The 18,924-nt window shown below is 48.5% G+C and carries 15 protein-coding genes and 1 riboswitch; of the genes, 7 read left to right on the forward strand and 8 right to left on the reverse strand.

Going from position 1 to position 18,924, the window contains the following annotated elements; genetic code table 11:
• Positions 1-260: 260 nt before the first annotated feature.
• From G494_RS0111970 to G494_RS0111980, 3 genes are all read right to left on the reverse strand, one after another.
• On the reverse strand, positions 261-557 hold the full coding sequence (locus G494_RS0111970) for a hypothetical protein (protein WP_028584733.1): 297 nt from the start codon (positions 555-557) through the stop codon (positions 261-263).
• Between the two features lie 295 nt (positions 558-852).
• Positions 853-1,401 (reverse strand): hypothetical protein, encoded by a 549-nt coding sequence (locus tag G494_RS0111975; protein WP_028584734.1) that lies wholly within the window; start codon positions 1,399-1,401, stop codon positions 853-855.
• A 17-nt stretch (positions 1,402-1,418) separates the two neighbouring features.
• Entirely contained in the window at positions 1,419-2,084 is a 666-nt protein-coding gene (locus G494_RS0111980) for a hypothetical protein (protein ID WP_028584735.1), read from the reverse strand.
• Positions 2,085-2,530: 446 nt separating this feature from the next.
• Here G494_RS0111980 and G494_RS0111985 point away from each other — a divergent pair, with 446 nt between their 5' ends.
• The 3 genes from G494_RS0111985 (at position 2,531) to G494_RS23210 (ending at position 4,131) form a co-directional block, all read left to right on the forward strand.
• Entirely contained in the window at positions 2,531-3,094 is a 564-nt protein-coding gene (locus G494_RS0111985; protein WP_028584736.1) for a recombinase family protein, read from the forward strand.
• Positions 3,037-3,417, forward strand: a complete 381-nt coding sequence (locus G494_RS26175) for a 3'-5' exonuclease (protein ID WP_084456743.1) — start codon at positions 3,037-3,039, stop codon at positions 3,415-3,417. Before G494_RS0111985 ends, G494_RS26175 begins: the two co-directional genes overlap by 58 nt.
• A gap of 300 nt (positions 3,418-3,717) precedes the next feature.
• A complete protein-coding gene (locus tag G494_RS23210) occupies positions 3,718-4,131 on the forward strand; it encodes a DUF7557 family protein (RefSeq protein ID WP_051305644.1) in 414 nt (137 codons plus the stop codon).
• A gap of 810 nt (positions 4,132-4,941) precedes the next feature.
• Here the strand turns inward: G494_RS23210 and nhaR are convergent.
• Positions 4,942-5,850: a transcriptional activator NhaR gene (gene nhaR, locus G494_RS0112005; protein WP_028584737.1), complete on the reverse strand. Its 909-nt coding sequence runs from the start codon at positions 5,848-5,850 to the stop codon at positions 4,942-4,944.
• A gap of 554 nt (positions 5,851-6,404) precedes the next feature.
• On the opposite strand from nhaR, the gene nhaD reads away from it, so the two are divergent.
• Positions 6,405-7,838, forward strand: coding sequence for a sodium:proton antiporter NhaD (gene nhaD / locus G494_RS0112010; protein WP_208597671.1), 1,434 nt, complete (start codon positions 6,405-6,407; stop codon positions 7,836-7,838).
• A gap of 252 nt (positions 7,839-8,090) precedes the next feature.
• Positions 8,091-8,792, forward strand: coding sequence for a transposase (locus tag G494_RS26180; RefSeq protein WP_084456747.1), 702 nt, complete (start codon positions 8,091-8,093; stop codon positions 8,790-8,792).
• Between the two features lie 178 nt (positions 8,793-8,970).
• Here G494_RS26180 and G494_RS0112015 read toward each other — a convergent pair whose 3' ends face one another.
• Entirely contained in the window at positions 8,971-10,221 is a 1,251-nt protein-coding gene (locus tag G494_RS0112015; RefSeq protein ID WP_028584739.1) for an OprD family outer membrane porin, read from the reverse strand.
• A 173-nt stretch (positions 10,222-10,394) separates the two neighbouring features.
• A riboswitch (cobalamin riboswitch) is annotated at positions 10,395-10,580 on the reverse strand.
• A gap of 687 nt (positions 10,581-11,267) precedes the next feature.
• Positions 11,268-11,390, reverse strand: coding sequence for a hypothetical protein (locus G494_RS27925; protein WP_269746580.1), 123 nt, complete (start codon positions 11,388-11,390; stop codon positions 11,268-11,270).
• 409 nt (positions 11,391-11,799) lie between these two features.
• On the opposite strand from G494_RS27925, the gene G494_RS25510 reads away from it, so the two are divergent.
• Entirely contained in the window at positions 11,800-14,397 is a 2,598-nt protein-coding gene (locus G494_RS25510; RefSeq protein WP_051305645.1) for a PAS domain-containing hybrid sensor histidine kinase/response regulator, read from the forward strand.
• A gap of 782 nt (positions 14,398-15,179) precedes the next feature.
• A complete protein-coding gene (locus G494_RS0112035) occupies positions 15,180-16,286 on the forward strand; it encodes a transporter substrate-binding domain-containing protein (RefSeq protein WP_028584742.1) in 1,107 nt (368 codons plus the stop codon).
• Between the two features lie 42 nt (positions 16,287-16,328).
• On the opposite strand, the gene G494_RS0112040 is transcribed toward G494_RS0112035, so the two are convergent.
• Both G494_RS0112040 and G494_RS25515 read right to left on the reverse strand, forming a co-directional pair.
• Positions 16,329-17,552 carry an MFS transporter gene (locus tag G494_RS0112040; RefSeq protein ID WP_028584743.1) on the reverse strand — a complete coding sequence of 408 codons (1,224 nt, stop codon included), beginning with the start codon at positions 17,550-17,552 and terminating at the stop codon, positions 16,329-16,331.
• A 795-nt stretch (positions 17,553-18,347) separates the two neighbouring features.
• Positions 18,348-18,917, reverse strand: coding sequence for an HD domain-containing protein (locus G494_RS25515; RefSeq protein WP_051305646.1), 570 nt, complete (start codon positions 18,915-18,917; stop codon positions 18,348-18,350).
• Between the last annotated feature and the right edge of the window lie 7 nt (positions 18,918-18,924).

Genomic DNA, 18,924 nt, shown 5'->3' on the forward strand with positions numbered 1-18,924 from the left:
TTACGTTGCGCCAAGTACAATTCTAAGTTTGATGCCTTTTTTGAGGAATATGAGAGCAAGGCTCAGGCTAAACGTGCTTCACGGAAAAAGAGGATCCGAGTCGTAAAGTAATGCCATAAGTGCCGGATGCACCCGCTGTTGCGGGTAGCATAAAACATAACCCCCTATTCATTCGTTACCTGGTAACGAATGAATAGGGAAGGGGGGGTACCCTGTGATCGCTCACGGCGTTGTTCAACAAGCTGGGAAAATTTTGGGAATTACTGCATTTCATTTAAAATGTTTTGCGCTTTCAATAATACTATTTCATTAATTCTTGAAGATTGTAAAATAATACCCAATGCCTCTTTTTCCATCTTAGATTCAAATATAATTTTGGCATTGCTACACCTAATATGGGCTCCGTTATGATTGCTAACTTTTTTACTAATTAATTTATTTATACATTGTTCTTTTGAGATAATACCATTAGCATAACTTTCAAAAAAATCATAATTATCCACAAAAACTTTTTTGCCTACCGAACAAAGCTTCCTGTTTAACTCGATATTATTCATATCGTTTACTCCTGTTGATATACTATTTTTTATTTTTATATATTGTGATTACATGCCCTCCTTAAACAGGAGAAATTCCTCCTTTTTCTCGCTCAAATAGCTTTATGGCTTTTTGAGATCTCACATCATTTTATCATGCTCCTTATTAGTTAAAGCCTATTTTGTAGGCATCACCGCATGCATTAGTCACTTCGCCATAATCCATTATGGCATCTATCACTACTCGTGATATTGCTCTCTGTTGACTTCTGGCTTGAGCGTGTCTGCTTGCTTTCATGATAAAGACCATTTACATTTAGTAATTTGTGGAGTCCTGAATGCTATCTACAAAGCCTTTCCTCCAAAGATCTATTACCGAACGATATCTAATGTTGTGCCTGCCCATAAATTGAACAGACAAAGCCATTAGTAAAAAATTTTGATCGACATCATGGTCAACACACATATCATCACCTATTTCCCAAAACCCATCTGTTTTTTCTAAACATCGTTTTGGGAAGATCCAATTATTGGCAAAAGCTTCATGTTCTTCGATATTAGCTGAAGACATTAGATCATTTTGGGTTAATAAATTAATTATGTCGTCAGGCCTATCTGCCTCAAAAACTTTTAAGAGTCTGCCTAATTTATGTTTTTCATTTTCATTTAAGTGTCCTTGATAACTGACACCAAAGTCATAACCAGATTGCCAGATAGAATTGTAAAGTAATGCGTCTCCAAGTTCATGGTGCAAAGCTTTTTCTATGATTTCGTCGAGACTTTGACCCTTTCTGAATCCTGATTTTGCAATTTCAATTTTTTTATATAAATCTTCAGAAATATTACGATCAGTTTTAACAACCATAACTATACCTTAAATGTTTATATTTGTTTTTTGCTAAAAATTTTGACACATTCAACAATAGCTCTTTGCCAAGTATTGACTATATTGTCATATCTTATATCAACTTGCGTTCTACCTATTTTTTCCAACTCATTCCGATCAACGGACACCCTATTACCTTCAATTATCAAATCCATCTCTTCCTTAGGTTTGCTTTCATTACCGTAAAGCTCATCATGGGTATTATATTTTTCTGGATAAAACTCTACTCCATCATGAACTGCAGGACTTCCAATCCAGATATTCCAATCATCCTCATCACCATACCCTTCTATATGCTCAAACCTTTCATGTACATTTTTCCAGAACTGGAACAGATCAATATGCTTTTTTAGATTTTTAGGGCTTAATAAGCCTCCTTTTGAAAACAAACTGGTTAAATCTCTCGGATAATGCCTAGGGAAATTTCTGAATATTTTTTTAAGCTTTTCTTGCTCATCAATATTTAAATTTCCCAAATACTCCTCTGCAAAGCTAAAACCATCATCATAGACCGCTGTCATCCTGAGAGCATTTTCCAAATTATCCTCAATCGCTCGCTGCACAATTTTAGAAATACTGAACTCTTTGCTAAATCCCTTTTTAGCATTTTGCACCTTTTCATATAACTGGTCAGGAATACTAACCGTTAATCGCTTAACCATAATCGCCCCCTTTTTTTTTATTTACAAAAAGCATAAGCCGTAATCATGCATGCGTCAACATTTTTTTTACATTTTACGTAAAATGTAAAAGTAAAACATTTTTAATTACAAGCCCGAAAAGGTATGCCGTTACGTAAAACTAACGCTAAACAACGAGCAAGCTAACTTAATATCTGCTTACCCCTCGGTGGGGTCCGGTGTTCTGAATATGATTCATTAGTTAAGGTGAGAGTAGAATAGTAACTGTTTCAAAAACCACCGTTTTCTTTACACACCGGGCAAGCTTCACTGTTGCCCGGTTTTTTATGGTCTAGTGTGTAAAGAAACTTGTACAAAGAAACTAAGTAAAGTAAAATTATATAAAGATGAGTTGTTTTACAAAATGTAGCCTAACCTGACCTGGATACCCCGTTGGTTGGTCAGGATCCCTCAACTACGAAGCAAGGTTGAATAGAAATACGAAAATTGGTTACGCCCGTGTATCCACCCTGGAACAGAACCAGGAGCTGCAGCTTGACGCCCTGGAGAAGGCTGGCTGCGAAAAGATATATTCAGATAAGGTTTCTGGGGGCAGGGCTGATCGGCCTGGCCTGCAGGAGGCTCTTGAGTACCTGCGCCCTGGTGATGCTTTAATTGTGTGGCGGCTTGATCGATTGGGCAGGAGCCTGAAACACCTGATCGAGGTGGTAGAAGACCTGGAGGAACGGGGCATCGGGTTTGCCTCCCTTCAGGAAGGTTTTGATACAACTACCAGCGGCGGTAAACTGATTTTTCAGATCTTCGGCGCATTGGCTGAGTTTGAGAAAAACTTAATCCGTGAGCGTACCATGGCCGGGCTGGAAGCAGCCAGGGCAAGGGGCAGGCTTGGTGGGCGCCGCAATAAATTGAGTGATGCCCAAACCAAGACCCTAAAAAAGATGCACGAATCTAAACAGCACAGTGTGGGGGAAATATGCAAGCTACTCTCCATCAGCAGGCCAACCTTCTATCGCTACCTGAACATGAAGTAAATGCTTTATGCCGGGGATGGCTGCGAAAGGATCCGCTTTTCTTAGATACCGAGACCACTGGCCTGGATGAGAACGCTGAAATTGTAGAGCTGGCGGTCGTGAACTGCGAGGGTGAGACACTGATCAATACCCTGATCAAACCAAGCGTTCCTATTCCCGCCACAGTAACCGCTCTACACGGGATCGATGATGCTATGGTTGCCGATGCTCCAGACTGGCACGATGTCTACCAGGAGGTTTGTTCCCTGTTGGCTGGTCGGTATGTTTTTGCCTACAATGCCAAGTTTGATGCACGGATGCTGGAGCAGACCTGTGGCATTTGATGCAAAGTACGGTTGTGGCTAGGTCAGCTTGTGCAGCCTTGGCTTGAATCTTAAATTGCTTTGCCAGCAAAAAATTGGATATCTGATAAGGGAAGTATTCTTTCTCGTCCAAGTTGAGAAAAGCAAACCTTGGATGTGCCAATCTCTACCTTGCTTAGCGTCCAATTATTTTATTCGTGATAAGTGTGATTGCTGTTTGTCATTTCCCTGGGATCAAAAAAGCAATTGACTCCACTTGATACATTTGATACAAATGTATCAAGTGGTAATTAATTGATCCCAAAACGGAGGCAGTGGCAAATGAATCAAACAATCAAAATTTCGGCTAACTTGTATCAGCGTCTTGGTGCTCATGCGGAAGGTTTTGAGACCCCTGAAGGTGTAATTGAACGGTTGGTGACTTTCTACGAAGAGCAGAGGGGTCTTGAAAACACGGCATTAACGAAGCCAATGAAAGAGATGCCTTTAAATTTGGACATTATTTATTATCCATCCGATGAAGAGAGTTTTAAGCAACAGCTGTTACAGAAAAAAGTTGCTTATCTTCTGTTGCATAAGTTTGACGGTTCAAAAGAGATCAAAGAGTGGAATGCACTGAATTTCAGTGACCAGTCTAGTGTTAACGGTAACTTACGGTCTGGCTACTTACGGGATTGGCAGAAGAAAGGTATTGTTAAGGCTGAAATCACCACAGATCGAAACGACTTCAATTAGAAGGAAATGTTATGGAAACACATGAAATAATTTCAGTGAAAATTGTGCTTGGACAGTCTTTAGAATAATTGGGGTCAGAGTAAAATTAAACCGTATCTGCTCCCTGGTTGGTTCTTTTCTGGTGCAGGGTGATGGCCATCCTGGGCTGTGTTCTCAGCTGGACTCCTTATTCCATTATCGGAAAAAAGGTCATGGAGCAGCTTTCACCACTGTAAACCGTCTCCGCCTCTTCCCTTGCCGGCGCCTTGCTGCTCTGCCTGATTTCCCTCCGGCTCCAGCCGTTGGCAGCTATCTCCTGGGTGCCCCCCCAGGAGTGGTTGGTCTCCATTTATCTTGGCATATTTGATTCAGCCATTGGTGTTTAGGTGTTCTCCTCTACTATCAGGCGATTAAAGATATTGGCGCCGCTTGATCAGGAGTGTTCATCGACCTGGTCCGTTTTTTGCTGTACTCCTGTCGTGGTTTTTTTTAGGCGAGTCCGTCAAGATCTCTGTCTTGCTTGGTGGTATCATCCTGGTCGTCGGGGTGTGGCTGCCAGGGAAAAGAGCCACCGAATAAACCGGTCTCCGCTGAAGCCATAGGCGGCGAGGAAGAGAAGTGCTGTTGAGGCACTCTGGTATGGTGATGGGGCCGTAGACCATCGGGAGGCGGTTCACCGGCGGGACGGGGAAAGGCTCCCTGTTGGGGCGGCTCTACTTCAATCCTTTGGGAAGGCTCTGCCTGGCCATCTCAAAACGGTCATGCCAGGTGGGTTAGATTCCAAAGTGCACCGCTTCTTAGGAAAGGTAAACAATGCAGACGAATCTGTTTTCATTTGTAATCAAAAAAGAGATTTTGCTGGGCAGCCTCCGAAATAGCCGCTACCGCAGGATGCCTGATAATTCGTTCCACCGAAATAGCATAAAATTTTTCCCTGATTTTATTTGTACGCCCGATAACCTCAACTTGATACTGCTGTTCAACTTCTTTTTCTATAACTGTTGGTGCCATGAATATTCCTTCACCCGCTTGTCCAAAAACTTTCAGCAGGGCATTGTCATCAAACTCACCAGCTACTATCGGGTGAACGTCAATTCTTTCAAACCACTGGTCGAGCATCCCTCGCAATGAACTCATGGCCATCGGTAGCAGCATCGGCGATTGGTCAAGGGAGTTCGGGAAATTTTTTCGGAGTGGTTTGGCGAGCTGCTCTACCCCAAAAAAAGAAACGCCACATTCACCCAGAAGGTGATTGTATGCCTTGATACTTAAACTCGAGCGAAGCGGAGTATCGGTCAAGACTACATCGAGATTATGCATAGCCAATTCGGCAAGCAGCTCCTTATCTTTACCCTCGTGACAAATTAATCGTACCTGCTCAGCCAATTTACCGGCCGGTTCAAGAAGCTTTCGCGCCACAAGTTTCGGAACCACGTCGACCACGCCAACTTTCAGGGATAAAGGACCCGCCACCGGCCGCCCTCGGATAGAGTCCATCATTTCCCTGCCCAGTGAAAAAATTTCATCTGCATAGCGAAAAACCAAATGCCCCATGTCTGTAGGCTCAAGATTTCGGCCCACACGCTTGAAAAGTTTTGCTCCTAAATTTTTTTCAAAGCTGGATAGTTGTGCGCTAACAGTTGACTGGGCCAGGGTGAGCTTCCTGCTGGCTGCGGTGATGCTTCCTTCCTGCATTACAGTCCAGAAGTAAAACAGATGGTGATAGTTGAGCCATTCCATAATGTTATAATCTCTGATGGTTGATTTCGTAGGGGGCTGCGCAAGACTGTTTACATCGATTTAATCGAAGCGTTGTGGAGAATTTATCTGTTTGACCATACTCTTTTTTTGCTTTAGATTCGATCTTTCGATCTCTGCTTGTTTGGCGGGCACTATTTACCCTGAGTCGGTTTGGTGCAACTGTCCAGGCTCTTGAAATCTTTATCAATGTTTTTCTGTCCTGAGACACAGTCTTTCCCCTGCAGCTAGAACGGTCAGCCGTAATATGTAGAGCTGGATCTATAGAACCTTCCTGGTGGAAATCAAGAAGGCCATATTGTTTGGAGATTACTCCTTGCTTAGCTGTAGACCGTCTGGGAAATGAACTGCAGTAAAAGGGCTTCAGTAAAATTCGCTGTGTTTTTAGCTGGGAGGTCTTTTTCCAAAAAAGGTGTCTGTAACCGTGTGGTTCGTGGCTGCGGAGATGTAGGTGGCGTCGGTGCAGGTAGCATCAAGGCATTTGAAAAATTGACTTAGGTATTAATCTTATCATGAAAATAATCAGGAGATCTGCAATGTGTAGATTGAGCATCTTTTGCATTACCACAGCCCTTGTTGCTTTTTTGGGGTTTGGCGGAACCGTCTTTGCGGCTGATCCGGGCGTGATCCAGAAAACTTTGAACCTTACCCAGCATTGGGGAGGTTATGTTGCATTGATAATCTTTGTCGTGGCATACGCCTTGGTCATGCTCGAAGAGGTTAGCCATATGCGAAAATCCAAGCCGGTTCTGCTGGCTGCCGGTATCATCTGGGGCATAATCGGTTTGATATATGCGATGAACGGGATTGACCATGTCGCAGAGGCCGCTATTCGCCATAATATCCTTGAATATGCTGAGCTGTTTCTCTTTCTGTTGGTTGCCATGACCTTCATCAATGCCATGGATGAGCGGCAAGTGTTTGAGGTGCTCAGGGTAAAGTTGGTCAATGCCGGCTACTCTTTCAGAAAGCTGTTTTGGATTACAGGCCTTCTGTCCTTTTTTATCTCTCCCGTTGCAGACAATCTCACCACTGCCCTGCTTATGTGTGCGGTGGTGATGGCTATCGGTAAAGAGGACAAGAAGTTTGTCGGCTTGGCCTGTATCAATATTGTTGTCGCCGCTAATGCAGGTGGTGCCTTTAGTCCTTTTGGCGACATTACCACCCTGATGGTATGGCAAAAAGGAATTATTCAGTTCCAGGGTTTTTTAGTCTTGTTTGTGCCTGCTGTGGTCAACTGGCTGGTGCCGGCCGCTATCATGAGCTTTGCCATACCAGATAAAAAACCGGAATCAGGTGTGGAAGATTTAAAGTTGAAGCGTGGTGCGTTCGTGATTGTCGGACTTTTTCTCTGGACCATCGCCACTGCGGTAAGCTTTCATAACTTCCTGCACCTTCCCCCGGTGGTCGGCATGATGGCAGGCTTGTCCCTATTGAAATTATTCGGTTACTACCTTAACAAGACCCATGTCAAAAACAACCTGACCTATGACCCGAAGAAGGCAGAGGAACGGATCGGACAGGTCGTTCCATTTGATGTTTTCACTAAGGTTGCACGGGCCGAGTGGGATACCCTGCTCTTCTTCTATGGTATTATTCTCTGCGTTGGCGGTCTCGGTTTCATGGGCTATCTGGGACTCGTGTCAAAGGTGATGTACCTGGACTGGGGGGCGACAACCGCCAATGTCATGGTTGGTTGCCTCTCCGCGATCGTTGATAATATTCCGGTCATGTTTGCCGTGCTGACCATGATGCCTGATATGTCTCATGGCCAGTGGTTACTTGTCACCCTGACAGCTGGGGTTGGGGGAAGCATGCTTTCCATTGGTTCTGCAGCAGGCGTGGCCCTCATGGGACAGGCGAGAGGGAAGTACACCTTTTTCGGCCACCTCAAGTGGTCTCCGGTAATTGCCCTGGGGTATGTGGCGAGTATCTATACTCATTTTCTTGTAAACGGCTCATTGATGTAGTTGAAACGTGACATGTTGAGCATGGAGCCCATGCTCTGGATTGTCATAATAAATTGTCGGGCAGGAGGACGGCCAGGTTTCAAATGTCCTCCTGTCCGGTGAGGCCGGTCGTCGATGGCGGCCACCACATATCCCCATCCAGTTTTTTGGCCTTGTAAATAATTGGGGTCAGAGTAAAATTAACCCGTATCGGTACGATCTCAGGAATGCGAAGTCGATGTTCACACTTATCACCACTCCTATATAGAAGCCATGGCCAGATTACCCAGAATTTCTCCGGTAGATGTACCGATTCACCTGATACAGCGAGGGAATAATCGCCAGATCTGTTTTGCCTCAGAAGAAGACTTTAGCGCCTATGTTGGTTGGCTCAAAGAGTACTCAGGCAAATACAAGGTGGATGTTCATTCCTGGGTTATGATGTCCAATCATGTGCACCTATTATGTACTCCTCGTCAGGCAGGTTCAGTTAGCCTGATGATGCAGGCATTGGGGCGCCGATATGTTCGTTATTTTAATTTTGAATATCAGCGAAGCGGGACGCTATGGGAAGGGCGGTTTAAATCTTGTTTGGTTCAGCAGGATCGTTACCTGCTGGAAGTATACAGGTATATAGAGCTTAATCCGGTCAGGGCTGGGATGGTTATGGATCCAGGCGAATATCGTTGGTCAAGTTATCCTGTTAATGGACTCGGTGTTGCTTCTGATCTGTGTACACCGCACCCTGAATACCTTGGATTGGGTATCGACCCTGTGGAGCGCCGGAATACCTATCGTGCTCTGTTTGCCCAAGAGGTAGAAGAACCGTTGTTAACAGAAATACGAGTGAATACCAACAAAGGGCTGGCTATCGGGAATGATCGATTTAAAGAAGAGATGGAGAAGGTAACCGGTAGGAGGGTAAGGGCAAAGAAAAGGGGACGGCCGCTTGGGTGGCGGAAAAAAGAAATGTAATTTTACTCTGACCCTATTTACTTACTATTTACTTCGGGAATAAGGTTAACCGACCGCTTGTCTGCCATCGGTTAACCTTTTCTGGACACACCTTAGAGTGGGAAAATAGAGTGGGAAAAGGGGGCGAGTCTTTCTGGAAAATTTCCCTTTGCCCCGTTTCTTTCCGTTGCCGGGGATGTTAGAAGGTAAAATTCACCCGCACCTGAGCACGATTATAATCCCATTCAGTTGCTGCGTCATTTTCTTTATCATCGCTTACGACGTAGACGGCGTCAACGGACCAAGCCTCGGTTATCTCGTATTCAACGTAGAGGTTATGCTCATCCACTTCTGCGTCCGCCGTGTTGTCCATCGGGTCAGTGCCGCCTTCGTAGTGACCAAATGTGTATCCAAGGCTTAAGCCTTCTACGCCAATATCACTGAAGTCGTACCCCAGTGACAGGGTATAGGAGTCGGCATCCTGACCCGCTGCAAACTCATTGGCAACCAGCGTATCGATGTTGGTAAAAAATGGTCCTCCGCCCCAACCGCCGAACAGTGCCTCGCCCTCATCCACCGATGCATGATCATATGCAATTCCGGCTGTGATCCCAATCACGGAGAGTTCAGCCATCGCCCCGTACAGATTTCCTTCGACTCTGGAACCGATTTCCCCAGAGGTTTGGAGGTTGGTGTTATCGCTCTGGACGACAGCCTGCAGGCCAAGAGTCAGGGTGATATCTTCGCCCAAGGTGATCGGTGCGACGATATCCGCATAGAAAACATCGACTACATCGGTAACACTGTAGAACCAGAGCCCGGCCTCAAATAGATCGCTGCCGTAACTGCCGCCCAGCATCCAGGTGCCATCGGAACCGGCAACCATATCGTCAAAATCTGCATCGTTGTGATAACCGGCATCCACTCCCTGCCAGGTCGAAAGATAGCCGCCTGTCACTGAAAAATCATTGTATGCATAGTCGGCAACCGCTGCTTCAAAGGTATGCGGTGTCATGCGGATATCATCACTGTCGGCAAACGGGGTATCTATAAGTTGGCGGCCCACCCGGATATTAAAATCCTCCCAGCCTCCATTGATGTACGCCTCTGCAAGGAGATCATAGTGTTGAGCTGGTGAAGACAGTTCATCGTTAAAATTTTCATCATCCGGCTGAATGATACTGTGTGATGTATAAAATGCTGCTCCAAGGGAGAGGCCGTGAAGGGCAGCAGTTTCAAATTTTAACTGGCCACCGAGTGCCAGGTCATAGGTTGATTTTGCGCCATCTTCCTCCGGATCGAGCCAGATATAGCCAAGACGAATCTGGCCACTTGGCGTACCTTTTGTAAACATTTCCGTGAAGGATGTCGCCTCCTCGGTTGCTTGCGCGGGGGCCATGCTGCCTATCAGTATGCTGGCGGTTACTAACGAAATTGTTGTCTTTTTCATTTCACACCTCCTTTAAGAAGTTTCAGGTTGGAGATGTGCTTGAAAAAGCAAAAAAATCCCCGAACCTATTCAATAATAGATCCGAGGAGTCCCTGTTTTTCCACGAATATTCCACAAGCACATGCCCCTTGTCCACGAGGGTGCTCTTTTCCCGCTGTGCATCTTTGTCGGCACATCCAGAATATTCTCAGACAGGTCTTCTGACTCCCGGCTCGTCCTCCTTTTGCGCCTTCCCAACTCCTGGAAGTCAGTGGCTAAAATGCAAAAGTCGTCCCCGGTCACAGCGGCGGGCCCGTTCCGGATTTTTACCGGATTCCCTATTAAACTCAGTTAAGAGTACCTAAGAACAGCCGTTGTCTAAGCAATAAATTGAAGAGAAGTCAACGCCAATGTTTTTTTTTAACCCAAAAAACGAAACGGTGAACAGATAACGGTTTGAGAGCCTTGGCTGCCAAGGGAAACAGGGGCCAACGATCCTTTTACCAAAGCGAGAGGCGCCTGCGGTGCATCAAGGTCCAGGGTCCGGGGGAAAAAATCGGGGCTATCCGGATCAGCCAAGCCATGGGCAGCGGGGGCGCTCAATCATGTACTTTTTGGCTGTTATTGACAAGTTGGCGGGATCCGGTCTTGGAGAAAGCAGGAAGCGCTCTTGGGGCTAGCTTTTGGCGGGCAAAGGGGATGGGGAGTTTTACATTGGTGTGGTGGAGTAGGGACCTGCTGAGGGGGGCCGGGAACGGTACAACATTCAAGCAGAAGGCGTTACCATGGGACATCAGAGCAAGAGAAAACAGGTCAAAAGGTGGCGTAAATTTGGAAAATGCGACGCAGGAAAGAAATGAGCCTCCAGTAGAACGTATGATATGGGCCGTTACTGTAAGGGCCTGGATGCCCGCCTGCGCGGGCATGACGTCGAGGTGTGAGGTGCGGAGCATTTCTGGATGCCTGGTTGACCGGGCATGGTGTCGGGGAAGAGAGGTATAGTCGGGGCAACCTGGCTGCTCGGTTTCGGGGGCGTGAGGCCGGGGAAAAGAGGGCTCTTCGACGTTTCAAGTGAAAAAGCCGAAGCCCGCTTCCCCGGAGCGAGTAATCATCTGCAGCAGCTTGCGGATCTGAGCTTGGATGCGCATCAGATTGGCCTTGGTGAACTTCTGCTGGCCGATTTGGTACACTGGTTATCGGCCAGGATGTTTTTTTCGGCTGCCAGGTAGCTTTTTAATCGTTTCTGAACTTCTGTCTGGGTGGGCATGTTTGCTCAAAGGGGGGGAGTGCTGCCGGTAGTACTGGCGGGTATGGAATGGCGCGGATAATGCCGGTTGTTGAGTGAAACTGGTATGCGTCTTTGGCGAAATGTGTGGACGGTATAAATCGTGTGGATGGTAAATTAATACTTACTCTGCAGTCGCTTCAGGGAGGTTGAGAAAAGATCTCGATTTTTATCATCTTTCAAAGCGATTATTCTCGATCATGATCTGAGAGAGATTTGCTTACCTTTTACTTCCTTTGGAAAAGATAAAATATTGGCTATAAGGTTTATGTAAACTCAGGGCTTACCGCACAGTATCGCATAATGAGGGGGATATGGAATACAGCAAGAAATCTGAAGACCAATTCGTTGTAGAAATTGAGCAATTACTTCAATCGAGCGGAAGTGTCCTGGAGCTGCTTGAAGCCTCGCCAGTATGTACGAAAATTGTGGATCTTGATTTTAATCTCAAATACATGAGTGCTGTTGGGGTAAAAGATCTCAACATCAAAGATATCTCAGAGTACTACGGGAAACCTTACCCTTTTTGTTTTTATCCTGAATTATTCAGGGTCAACATGGGTAACAGTCTGGTGAAAGCCAAAATGTATGGAGAAGTTGTTACTCAAGAAGGTGTCGTGAATGACCTTGAAGGCAATGAGCAGCACTACCTTTCGACACTTGTGCCGGTGAAAAACGATAAGCGTGAAGTTGAGTGCATCATGATCGTCTCAACAAATATTACTGTGCAAAAAGAAGCGGAATACGCTTTGAAACAGGGCCTTGAAGGCTTGGAGATGCAGGTTGGATCACGCACTGTCGAGCTGGAAAAAAGTGAACAGCGTTTTGCCGCAGCCATGCAGGCTGCCAATGATGGGTTGTGGGACTGGAATCTTGAAACCGATGAAGTGTATTATTCTCCACGTTGGAAAAGTATGCTTGGCTATGGAGAAGAAGAGCTTGATTGTGTTTTGGATACATTTGTGACTCTTGTTCATCCTGATGAAAAGGAGAAAGTGTTGGGGATGGCTCGTGACTACATCGAGGGGCATGCTGATTCCTATGAAGCTGAAGTGACTATGCGTCATAAGTGTGGTCATGACATCATGGTCCTGTCCCGAGGTTTTCTTGTTCGGAGTAAAGTTGATGGTAAACCTGTTCGGTTGATTGGAACTCATGCGGACATTACCGAGAGGAAGAAGTCCGAGCAATTTATTCTGGATACTTCAGGCATCCTCAAGATGATTGCCCTGCGAGAGCCTAAGGACAAAATCTATGACGCTATCGCGCATTTATATGAATCTCGCCATCCGGGAATGCGTTGTTCCATGCTGATCCTTGAGGGGAATAAACTTATGCATGCGGGAGCCCCCAGCATGCCAAAAGAGTATTGTGACGCAGTAAACGGACTGGAAAATGGTCCCAATGTTGGTTCATGCGGAACATCCACCTATCATGGAATACGGGTAGTGGTTGAGGATATTGATACAGATCCTAAATGGGAAAAAATCAAACACGTGGCTCTTCCCCATGGTATGCGCTGTTGCTGGTCTGAACCTATTAAAAATTCAAAGGGTGAGGTCTTGGGTGCTTTTGGCATGTATTACAATTATCCTGCACGCCCAAATGAAGCGGAATCCAATGATTTGTCGTCGGCAGCTCGACTCGCTGGAATTATTATGGAGAGGGAGAAGTCGGAAAAAGAATTGGAACAGCACAGAGAACATCTTGAAAGATTGGTTTTTCAACGAACTCGCCAGCTTGAGTCGGCTAAGGTGGAAGCGGAAGCCGCGAACATAGCAAAAGGTAACTTCTTGGCGAATATGTCTCATGAAATTCGTACACCTATGAATGCGCTTTTAGGGTTGTCACGTCTTGCACTCCAAACAAATCTTAATCCAAAGCAACATGACTACGTAGAGAAGATAAATAGTTCTGCCGAATCCCTGTTAGGGATCATTAATGATATTCTTGATTTCTCAAAAATTGAAGCAGGTATGCTCGAAATTGACAACATTCAATTTGATCTCAGTGATACTGTCAGGCAGGTGATGGATGTCTTTCATCTGTCTGCTTTAGGTAAGGGGTTGGATTTAAAGGTTAACGTTTCTGCTGGCACTCCATCTCATCTCATCGGTGACCCTTTACGCTTTAGACAGGTACTTACTAACCTTGTTGGCAATGCTGTTAAGTTTACAGAAAAAGGCTCGGTCTCTGTCGCTGTCCAATCTCTTGAAAGAGGTGATGGAAAAGTTAAGCTGCAAGTCACTGTTTCGGATACGGGTATCGGAATAACTCAAGAGCAATCTGAAAATATTTTTGGAGCTTTCAATCAGGCTGATACCTCTACAACTAGGGAGTTTGGCGGAACCGGGCTTGGATTGTCGATCACCAGGCATCTTGTTGGATTGATGGGGGGGAATATATGGGTAGAGCCTAACGTTGATGAAGGTTCTACCTTTATTTTTACTCTCCTTTTCGGAGAAGGTTCAGGTGCGAATGACTTGGAAGTAGTCAACAAAAAAAGCGGCGTGCCAGACTTCAGGGGTGTGCGGATTCTCTTGGTTGAAGATGACAAGATTAACCAGCAGGTAGCTCAGGAGTTACTTGAGCTAACCCAATGTTCAATACTAGTTGCAAATAACGGGAAGGAGGCTGTTGAGGTTGTTGCCTCAGATTCACAGATTGATCTCGTGCTTATGGATGTTCAGATGCCCGTTATGAATGGACTTGATGCGACGAGAAAAATAAGAGAAAGTGAGAGCGATAAAGAAAGAGTGCCAATCATTGCAATGACGGGAGCAGCAATGGATGCAGAGCGTATTTGTGCACTTGAGGCTGGTATGGATGCGCTTATTGCCAAGCCTTTTACTTTAGAACGCCTATACTCGGAACTTACCAGGTGGATAAAGAACCCATACCCGAATTCGTGACGTAGCAGTTCGTACCCATGCGCTGCACTTAAAGCGGTTGTTTTTTGGGTCTATCCGAATCTCCCTCGCATCAGTTGCGGGGGCCCTCAAACAGAGCCATCTCTCTCTTCTCTCAGCCATCCATTTTTTGACTGTCCTTCCCGCACGGGCGGGAATCCAGTTTTCGCGGAACCATGAAGCACCATTGGGTCTGGATCCTGGCGAGCAACGGGATGGGGCATTCTGCACTGGTGTAACCAACGATCTGCGAAGGCGTGTCTGGGGTCATGAAAACACTCGAGCAGAAGGCGTTGCCATGGGACATCAGAGCAAGAGAAAAACAGGTCAAAAGGTGGCGTAATTTTGGAAAATGCGACGCAGAGAAGAAATGAGCCTCCAGTAGAAGGTGTGGTATGAACCATTACCGTAAAGGCCTGGATGCCCGCCTGCGCGGGCATGACGTCGAGGTGTGGAGCTGCGCTCGGGGTACCCCTGGATGCCGGGGTGACCGGCCATGATGTCGAGGAAGAGAGGTGCAGTCGGGGCAAGCTGGCTGCCCGGTAGTGCTGGCCGGGGAAGGGAGGTGCGGTCGGTGTGCCCCCGGATGGCCGCCTTCGGAGCAAGCTGTCATGGCTTCCGGGATTTCGAATAGCTTCTGCCGCCTCAGGTCCCTGTGGGGGAGTAGGCGGGTCCTTTGTTGAAAAAATAGCTTGGCCTGTTTGGAGATCGCGAGAGAAATTGCTATAATTGCAGAAGGTTGAATCGAGGTAATTCGTCTTCTCTTCTCGAACAGAGGTACTGCCATGCTTGGTCAAAGGCGTAGGGCAAGGGTCTCGGTGTTGGCGTTCTGTATTTTCTCCCATCTGTTGCTGCTGCTTGTGCCGCTTCATGTTCAGGCCGAGGATCGGCGGGTGGTGCGGGTGGCTGCCAGGTCCTGTCCTCCCTTTGTGATCAAGCAGGGCGGCAGCTATGGCGGCTTAAGCATGTTCCTGCTCGATCATATCACCGACCAGCTGGGCCTTGACTACTCCGTCTCCGAATATGGCCTTTCCGGGATGATCCGTGCCGTTGCAGAGGGTGAGGCCGACGTCGCAGTGTCCTGTCTTTCCATCACCAAGGAGCGGGAGAAGCTCGTCGATTTTTCCCATTCCTTTTATGAGACCCATCTGGCCATTGCCGTCAAACAGCGGGGCCTGCTGCAAACCATCAAGGGGACCCTCTATAATAAGAAGTTACTTGTCGCTCTTGGCATTATTGTCGGGGTGGCCATCCTGATCGGAGGGATCCTGTTTCTTCTGGAGCATAAGGTCAACGACAAGCTCTATTCGATGAAAACCAAGAGTGGCAAGGCCAAGGAGGCCTTTCTGGTTGGCCTGCTCTTCGCGACAACGGGTCCTATCCGTTATTATGAGTTTAAGACCCTGGCTGGGCGTATACTGGCAGGTTTTCTGGCCGTTGGCAGCACGGTCTTGATTGCAAGTATTACCGCCCTGCTGGCCAGTGCCTTTACCCTGAACCAACTGCACTCCGAGATCAGCGGGCCCCAGGATCTTGGCGCGGCCGAGGTCGGGGTGCTGCAGGCCTCAACATCCCTTGCGTATCTGCAGGGGCACGGCATCACGGCCCACACCTTTAAAGACAGGAAGGCGCTTCTCCAGGCCTTGGACGAGGGCAGGGTGAGCGCAATCGTCGGTGATAACGCCGTGTTGCGATATAAGATCAGAAAGGCCCAGGCCGAGGGCAAATATGCCTTGCTGTCGGTCCTTCCCTTTGTCTTTGAAAAGCAGAATTACGGCTTTGCCCTCCAGGACGATTCCCCGGGGATCGAGAAGTTAAACCAGGCCCTCTTGGCCGCACGTGATGATCCTGGCTGGGAAAGGGAGGTTGCCAAATACATCGGCAGCGAATGAGGGACCATCTTCAAGGTGGCTGCAGCGGGCAAGGGGGATGGCTCAGGCAGGGGGCGTTTCGCCGGCTGACCCGGCTGAGCCGGCGGGCCTTGCCGCGGTGAGCTGCCTGAGGAACAGCCAGGCAACAGGCGGCAGCACCAGCCCAAATGCGTAGCAGAGGTAGAGAAAGGTCTGCTGCACCCCGAACCGGTCGGCAAGCATGCCCACCAGCGGGCCGGTACAGACAAAGCCGAGTCTGAAGAGCAGCGACTGGAGCGAGAGGATGCCGGCGCGATGGGCGGAGGGGATCTCCTGCTGGGCATGGTTGAGCATCATGGGAGCGCGCAGGCCGCGCATGCTGGTCAGCAGGTAGTAGAACAGAAAGCCCCAGAGCCCGCCGGCAAGGCCGAGTCCCAGGTAACCGGCAAGCGTCAGGAGCAGAAAGAGCACGATCATGCGCCTGTCCCCCAGTTTCATGTGGCTGCGATAACTCGCCAGGGCAAACAGGGCCACGCTCAGGTTGGCCACCGCCCAGACCGGGCCGAACCACTCGACCGGCACCCCGCTGTCCTGCATATAGGGCTGGATAAGCCAGACCGGGTAAAAGGAAACCAGTCCTAAGATGATGTTGAGGATAATCGTGTAGCGAAGGCGGCGGTTTTCCAGCAGGGCATAGCGGGTCGTCTGCCTGGCTTCGCGAAGATGATGCACCGCGGGCTTGATATCCCTCTCCGGCTCGATCAGGCTCCTGCTCAGTATCAAGGCCAGGCCCCAGACGAATACCTGGATGAAAAAGGGAAGCAGGGGGGCTGCTGCGTAGAACAGGCCGGCAAAGAGCGCGCCGCAGGCCTCACCAGTCTGGCTGAAGCCGTTTATTCGTCCCTCATGACGGGCATAGTACTGCTCTTCACTTCCGCCTTTCAAGCTCTCGTAGAGCAGGGCGCTATCGGAGCCGCTGATAAAGGAAAAGGAGATTCCAAGGATAATCTCCGCAACCAGGACATGGTTAAAGGAATCGGCAAAGGTATAGAGCCCCCAGCCGATGATGCCCAGAAGGGAGGCGAGATTGAGCGCGGCACGATAGCCTATCCTGTCGCTGAGGTAACCTGAGGGGTACTCCATGATCGCCATGGCAACGGAATAGATCCCCTGGAGCACCAGGATTTGGGTCAGGCTCAGGCCGATGTGATCCTTCCAGAAGAGGGTAATGATGGCCATGGGGAAGAGGCTCATCTTGAGAAAGGAGAAGAGGTAGAGCTTTTTTATGTTGGAGTGGTATCGGGTCATGGTCAAGGTCTTGGGCGAGCAGGTTGAATCTCGCAGCACAGCGTGTGGTGGACCGGGAAGGAGATCGGAAAAAGGCCACTCTTGCATGTTCGGCAGAGAGAATCAATTCTTTTTCTGATTACCTGCTCAAGGTTGTCTCTCTGCTTCAGGACTGGTTCAGGGCTGGATTCCCGCCTGCGCGGGAATGACGGCTGCGAAAGCTGCTCTGCCCTTGCGGTAACAGCCGGTCTTTCAGGGGGGGATCCGGGTCGCCGGTGTCAGGGTAGGTGGCGTCTATCTGGTTCAGGGCTGTTTCAGGACTGGATTCCCGCCTGCGCGGGAATGACGGCTGCAAAAGCTGCTCTGCCCTTGCGGTAACAGTCGGTCTTTCAGGGGGGTATCCGGGCCGCCGGTGTCAGGATAGGTGGCGTCTCTCTGGTTCAGGGCTGTTTCAGGATTGTTTAAGGGCTGTTTCAGGACTGGATTCCCGCCTGCGCGGGAATGACGGCTGCGAAAGCTGCTCTGCCCTTGCGGTAACAGTCGGTCTTTCAGGGGGGGTCCGGGCCGCCGGTGTCAGGGTAGGTGGCGTCTCGCTGCTTCAGGGCTGTTTCAGGATTGGTTCAGGATTGGTTAAGGACTGTTTCAGGGCTGGATTCCCGCCTGCGCGGGAATGATGGCCTGAAAATGAATGGAGGGGGGCTGCTCATACCTTGGGAGAGCCGGATAGATTCCTTGGGATACTATTCCGAGGGATCCTTTTTGTCTCTTTTTCGATAAGGCTCGGCTCAGAAGAAAACGTAAATTCTAAGGATGCCTTCAGGGTGGCATCGCCTTGAAGGTATCCAGGGCCGCCCGAAAGCGATCGTATACCGGTTGGACGACCCTGCCCTGGTATACCGCCTCCAGGCGGAGGTACTTTGCCAACTGTGTCGAGTAGCCACGGCTGAGCAACTGCTCCACCCCATAGCCCCTGTCCAGCCAGTAGAGCATGGCTTCAAGGTTGTGGGCCTTGTCTGCTGTACTCAGGGTCAAGACCTCTGCCTCGGCGGTCAACATCCGCTGGTAATAGGCCTGATTGCGTGCCTCCCAGCCCTGGCCGCTCTCTCTCTCCGTCACCCCCAGTACCAACTCCACCACCCGCTGGTGAGTGATCTCTTCCAGCAGGGAGACGGCGTCCATCTCGGTGTCCTCGAGCACATCGTGGAGGAGCGCCGCCGCAATCAAGGTCTCGTCGCAGTCGGCATCGGCCAGGATCCCTGCAACCGTGAGCGGGTGGTTGATGAAGGGTTCCCCCTGCTCTCCCAAGGGGGCCTTGCGCAGTTGCCCGGCATGCTCCCGCTCGGCGATTTCACGAGCCTTGATGATAAGATGTGATGAGAACAGCATGGGGCTT

Source organism: Desulfogranum mediterraneum DSM 13871 (assembly GCF_000429965.1).
Taxonomy (GTDB): Bacteria; Desulfobacterota; Desulfobulbia; order Desulfobulbales; family Desulfobulbaceae; genus Desulfogranum; species Desulfogranum mediterraneum.

Coding starts and splice junctions, on each gene's coding strand:
- G494_RS0111970 (WP_028584733.1), bottom strand. CDS start 557: ATGAATAATATCGAGTTAAACAGGAAGCTTTGTTCGGTAGGCAAAAAA.
- G494_RS0111975 (WP_028584734.1), bottom strand. CDS start 1,401: ATGGTTGTTAAAACTGATCGTAATATTTCTGAAGATTTATATAAAAAA.
- G494_RS0111980 (WP_028584735.1), bottom strand. CDS start 2,084: ATGGTTAAGCGATTAACGGTTAGTATTCCTGACCAGTTATATGAAAAG.
- G494_RS26175 (WP_084456743.1), top strand. CDS start 3,037: ATGCAAGCTACTCTCCATCAGCAGGCCAACCTTCTATCGCTACCTGAA.
- G494_RS23210 (WP_051305644.1), top strand. CDS start 3,718: ATGAATCAAACAATCAAAATTTCGGCTAACTTGTATCAGCGTCTTGGT.
- nhaR (WP_028584737.1), bottom strand. CDS start 5,850: ATGGAATGGCTCAACTATCACCATCTGTTTTACTTCTGGACTGTAATG.
- nhaD (WP_208597671.1), top strand. CDS start 6,405: ATGTGTAGATTGAGCATCTTTTGCATTACCACAGCCCTTGTTGCTTTT.
- G494_RS26180 (WP_084456747.1), top strand. CDS start 8,091: ATGGCCAGATTACCCAGAATTTCTCCGGTAGATGTACCGATTCACCTG.
- G494_RS0112015 (WP_028584739.1), bottom strand. CDS start 10,221: ATGAAAAAGACAACAATTTCGTTAGTAACCGCCAGCATACTGATAGGC.
- G494_RS25510 (WP_051305645.1), top strand. CDS start 11,800: ATGGAATACAGCAAGAAATCTGAAGACCAATTCGTTGTAGAAATTGAG.
- G494_RS0112035 (WP_028584742.1), top strand. CDS start 15,180: ATGCTTGGTCAAAGGCGTAGGGCAAGGGTCTCGGTGTTGGCGTTCTGT.
- G494_RS0112040 (WP_028584743.1), bottom strand. CDS start 17,552: ATGACCCGATACCACTCCAACATAAAAAAGCTCTACCTCTTCTCCTTT.
- G494_RS25515 (WP_051305646.1), bottom strand. CDS start 18,917: ATGCTGTTCTCATCACATCTTATCATCAAGGCTCGTGAAATCGCCGAG.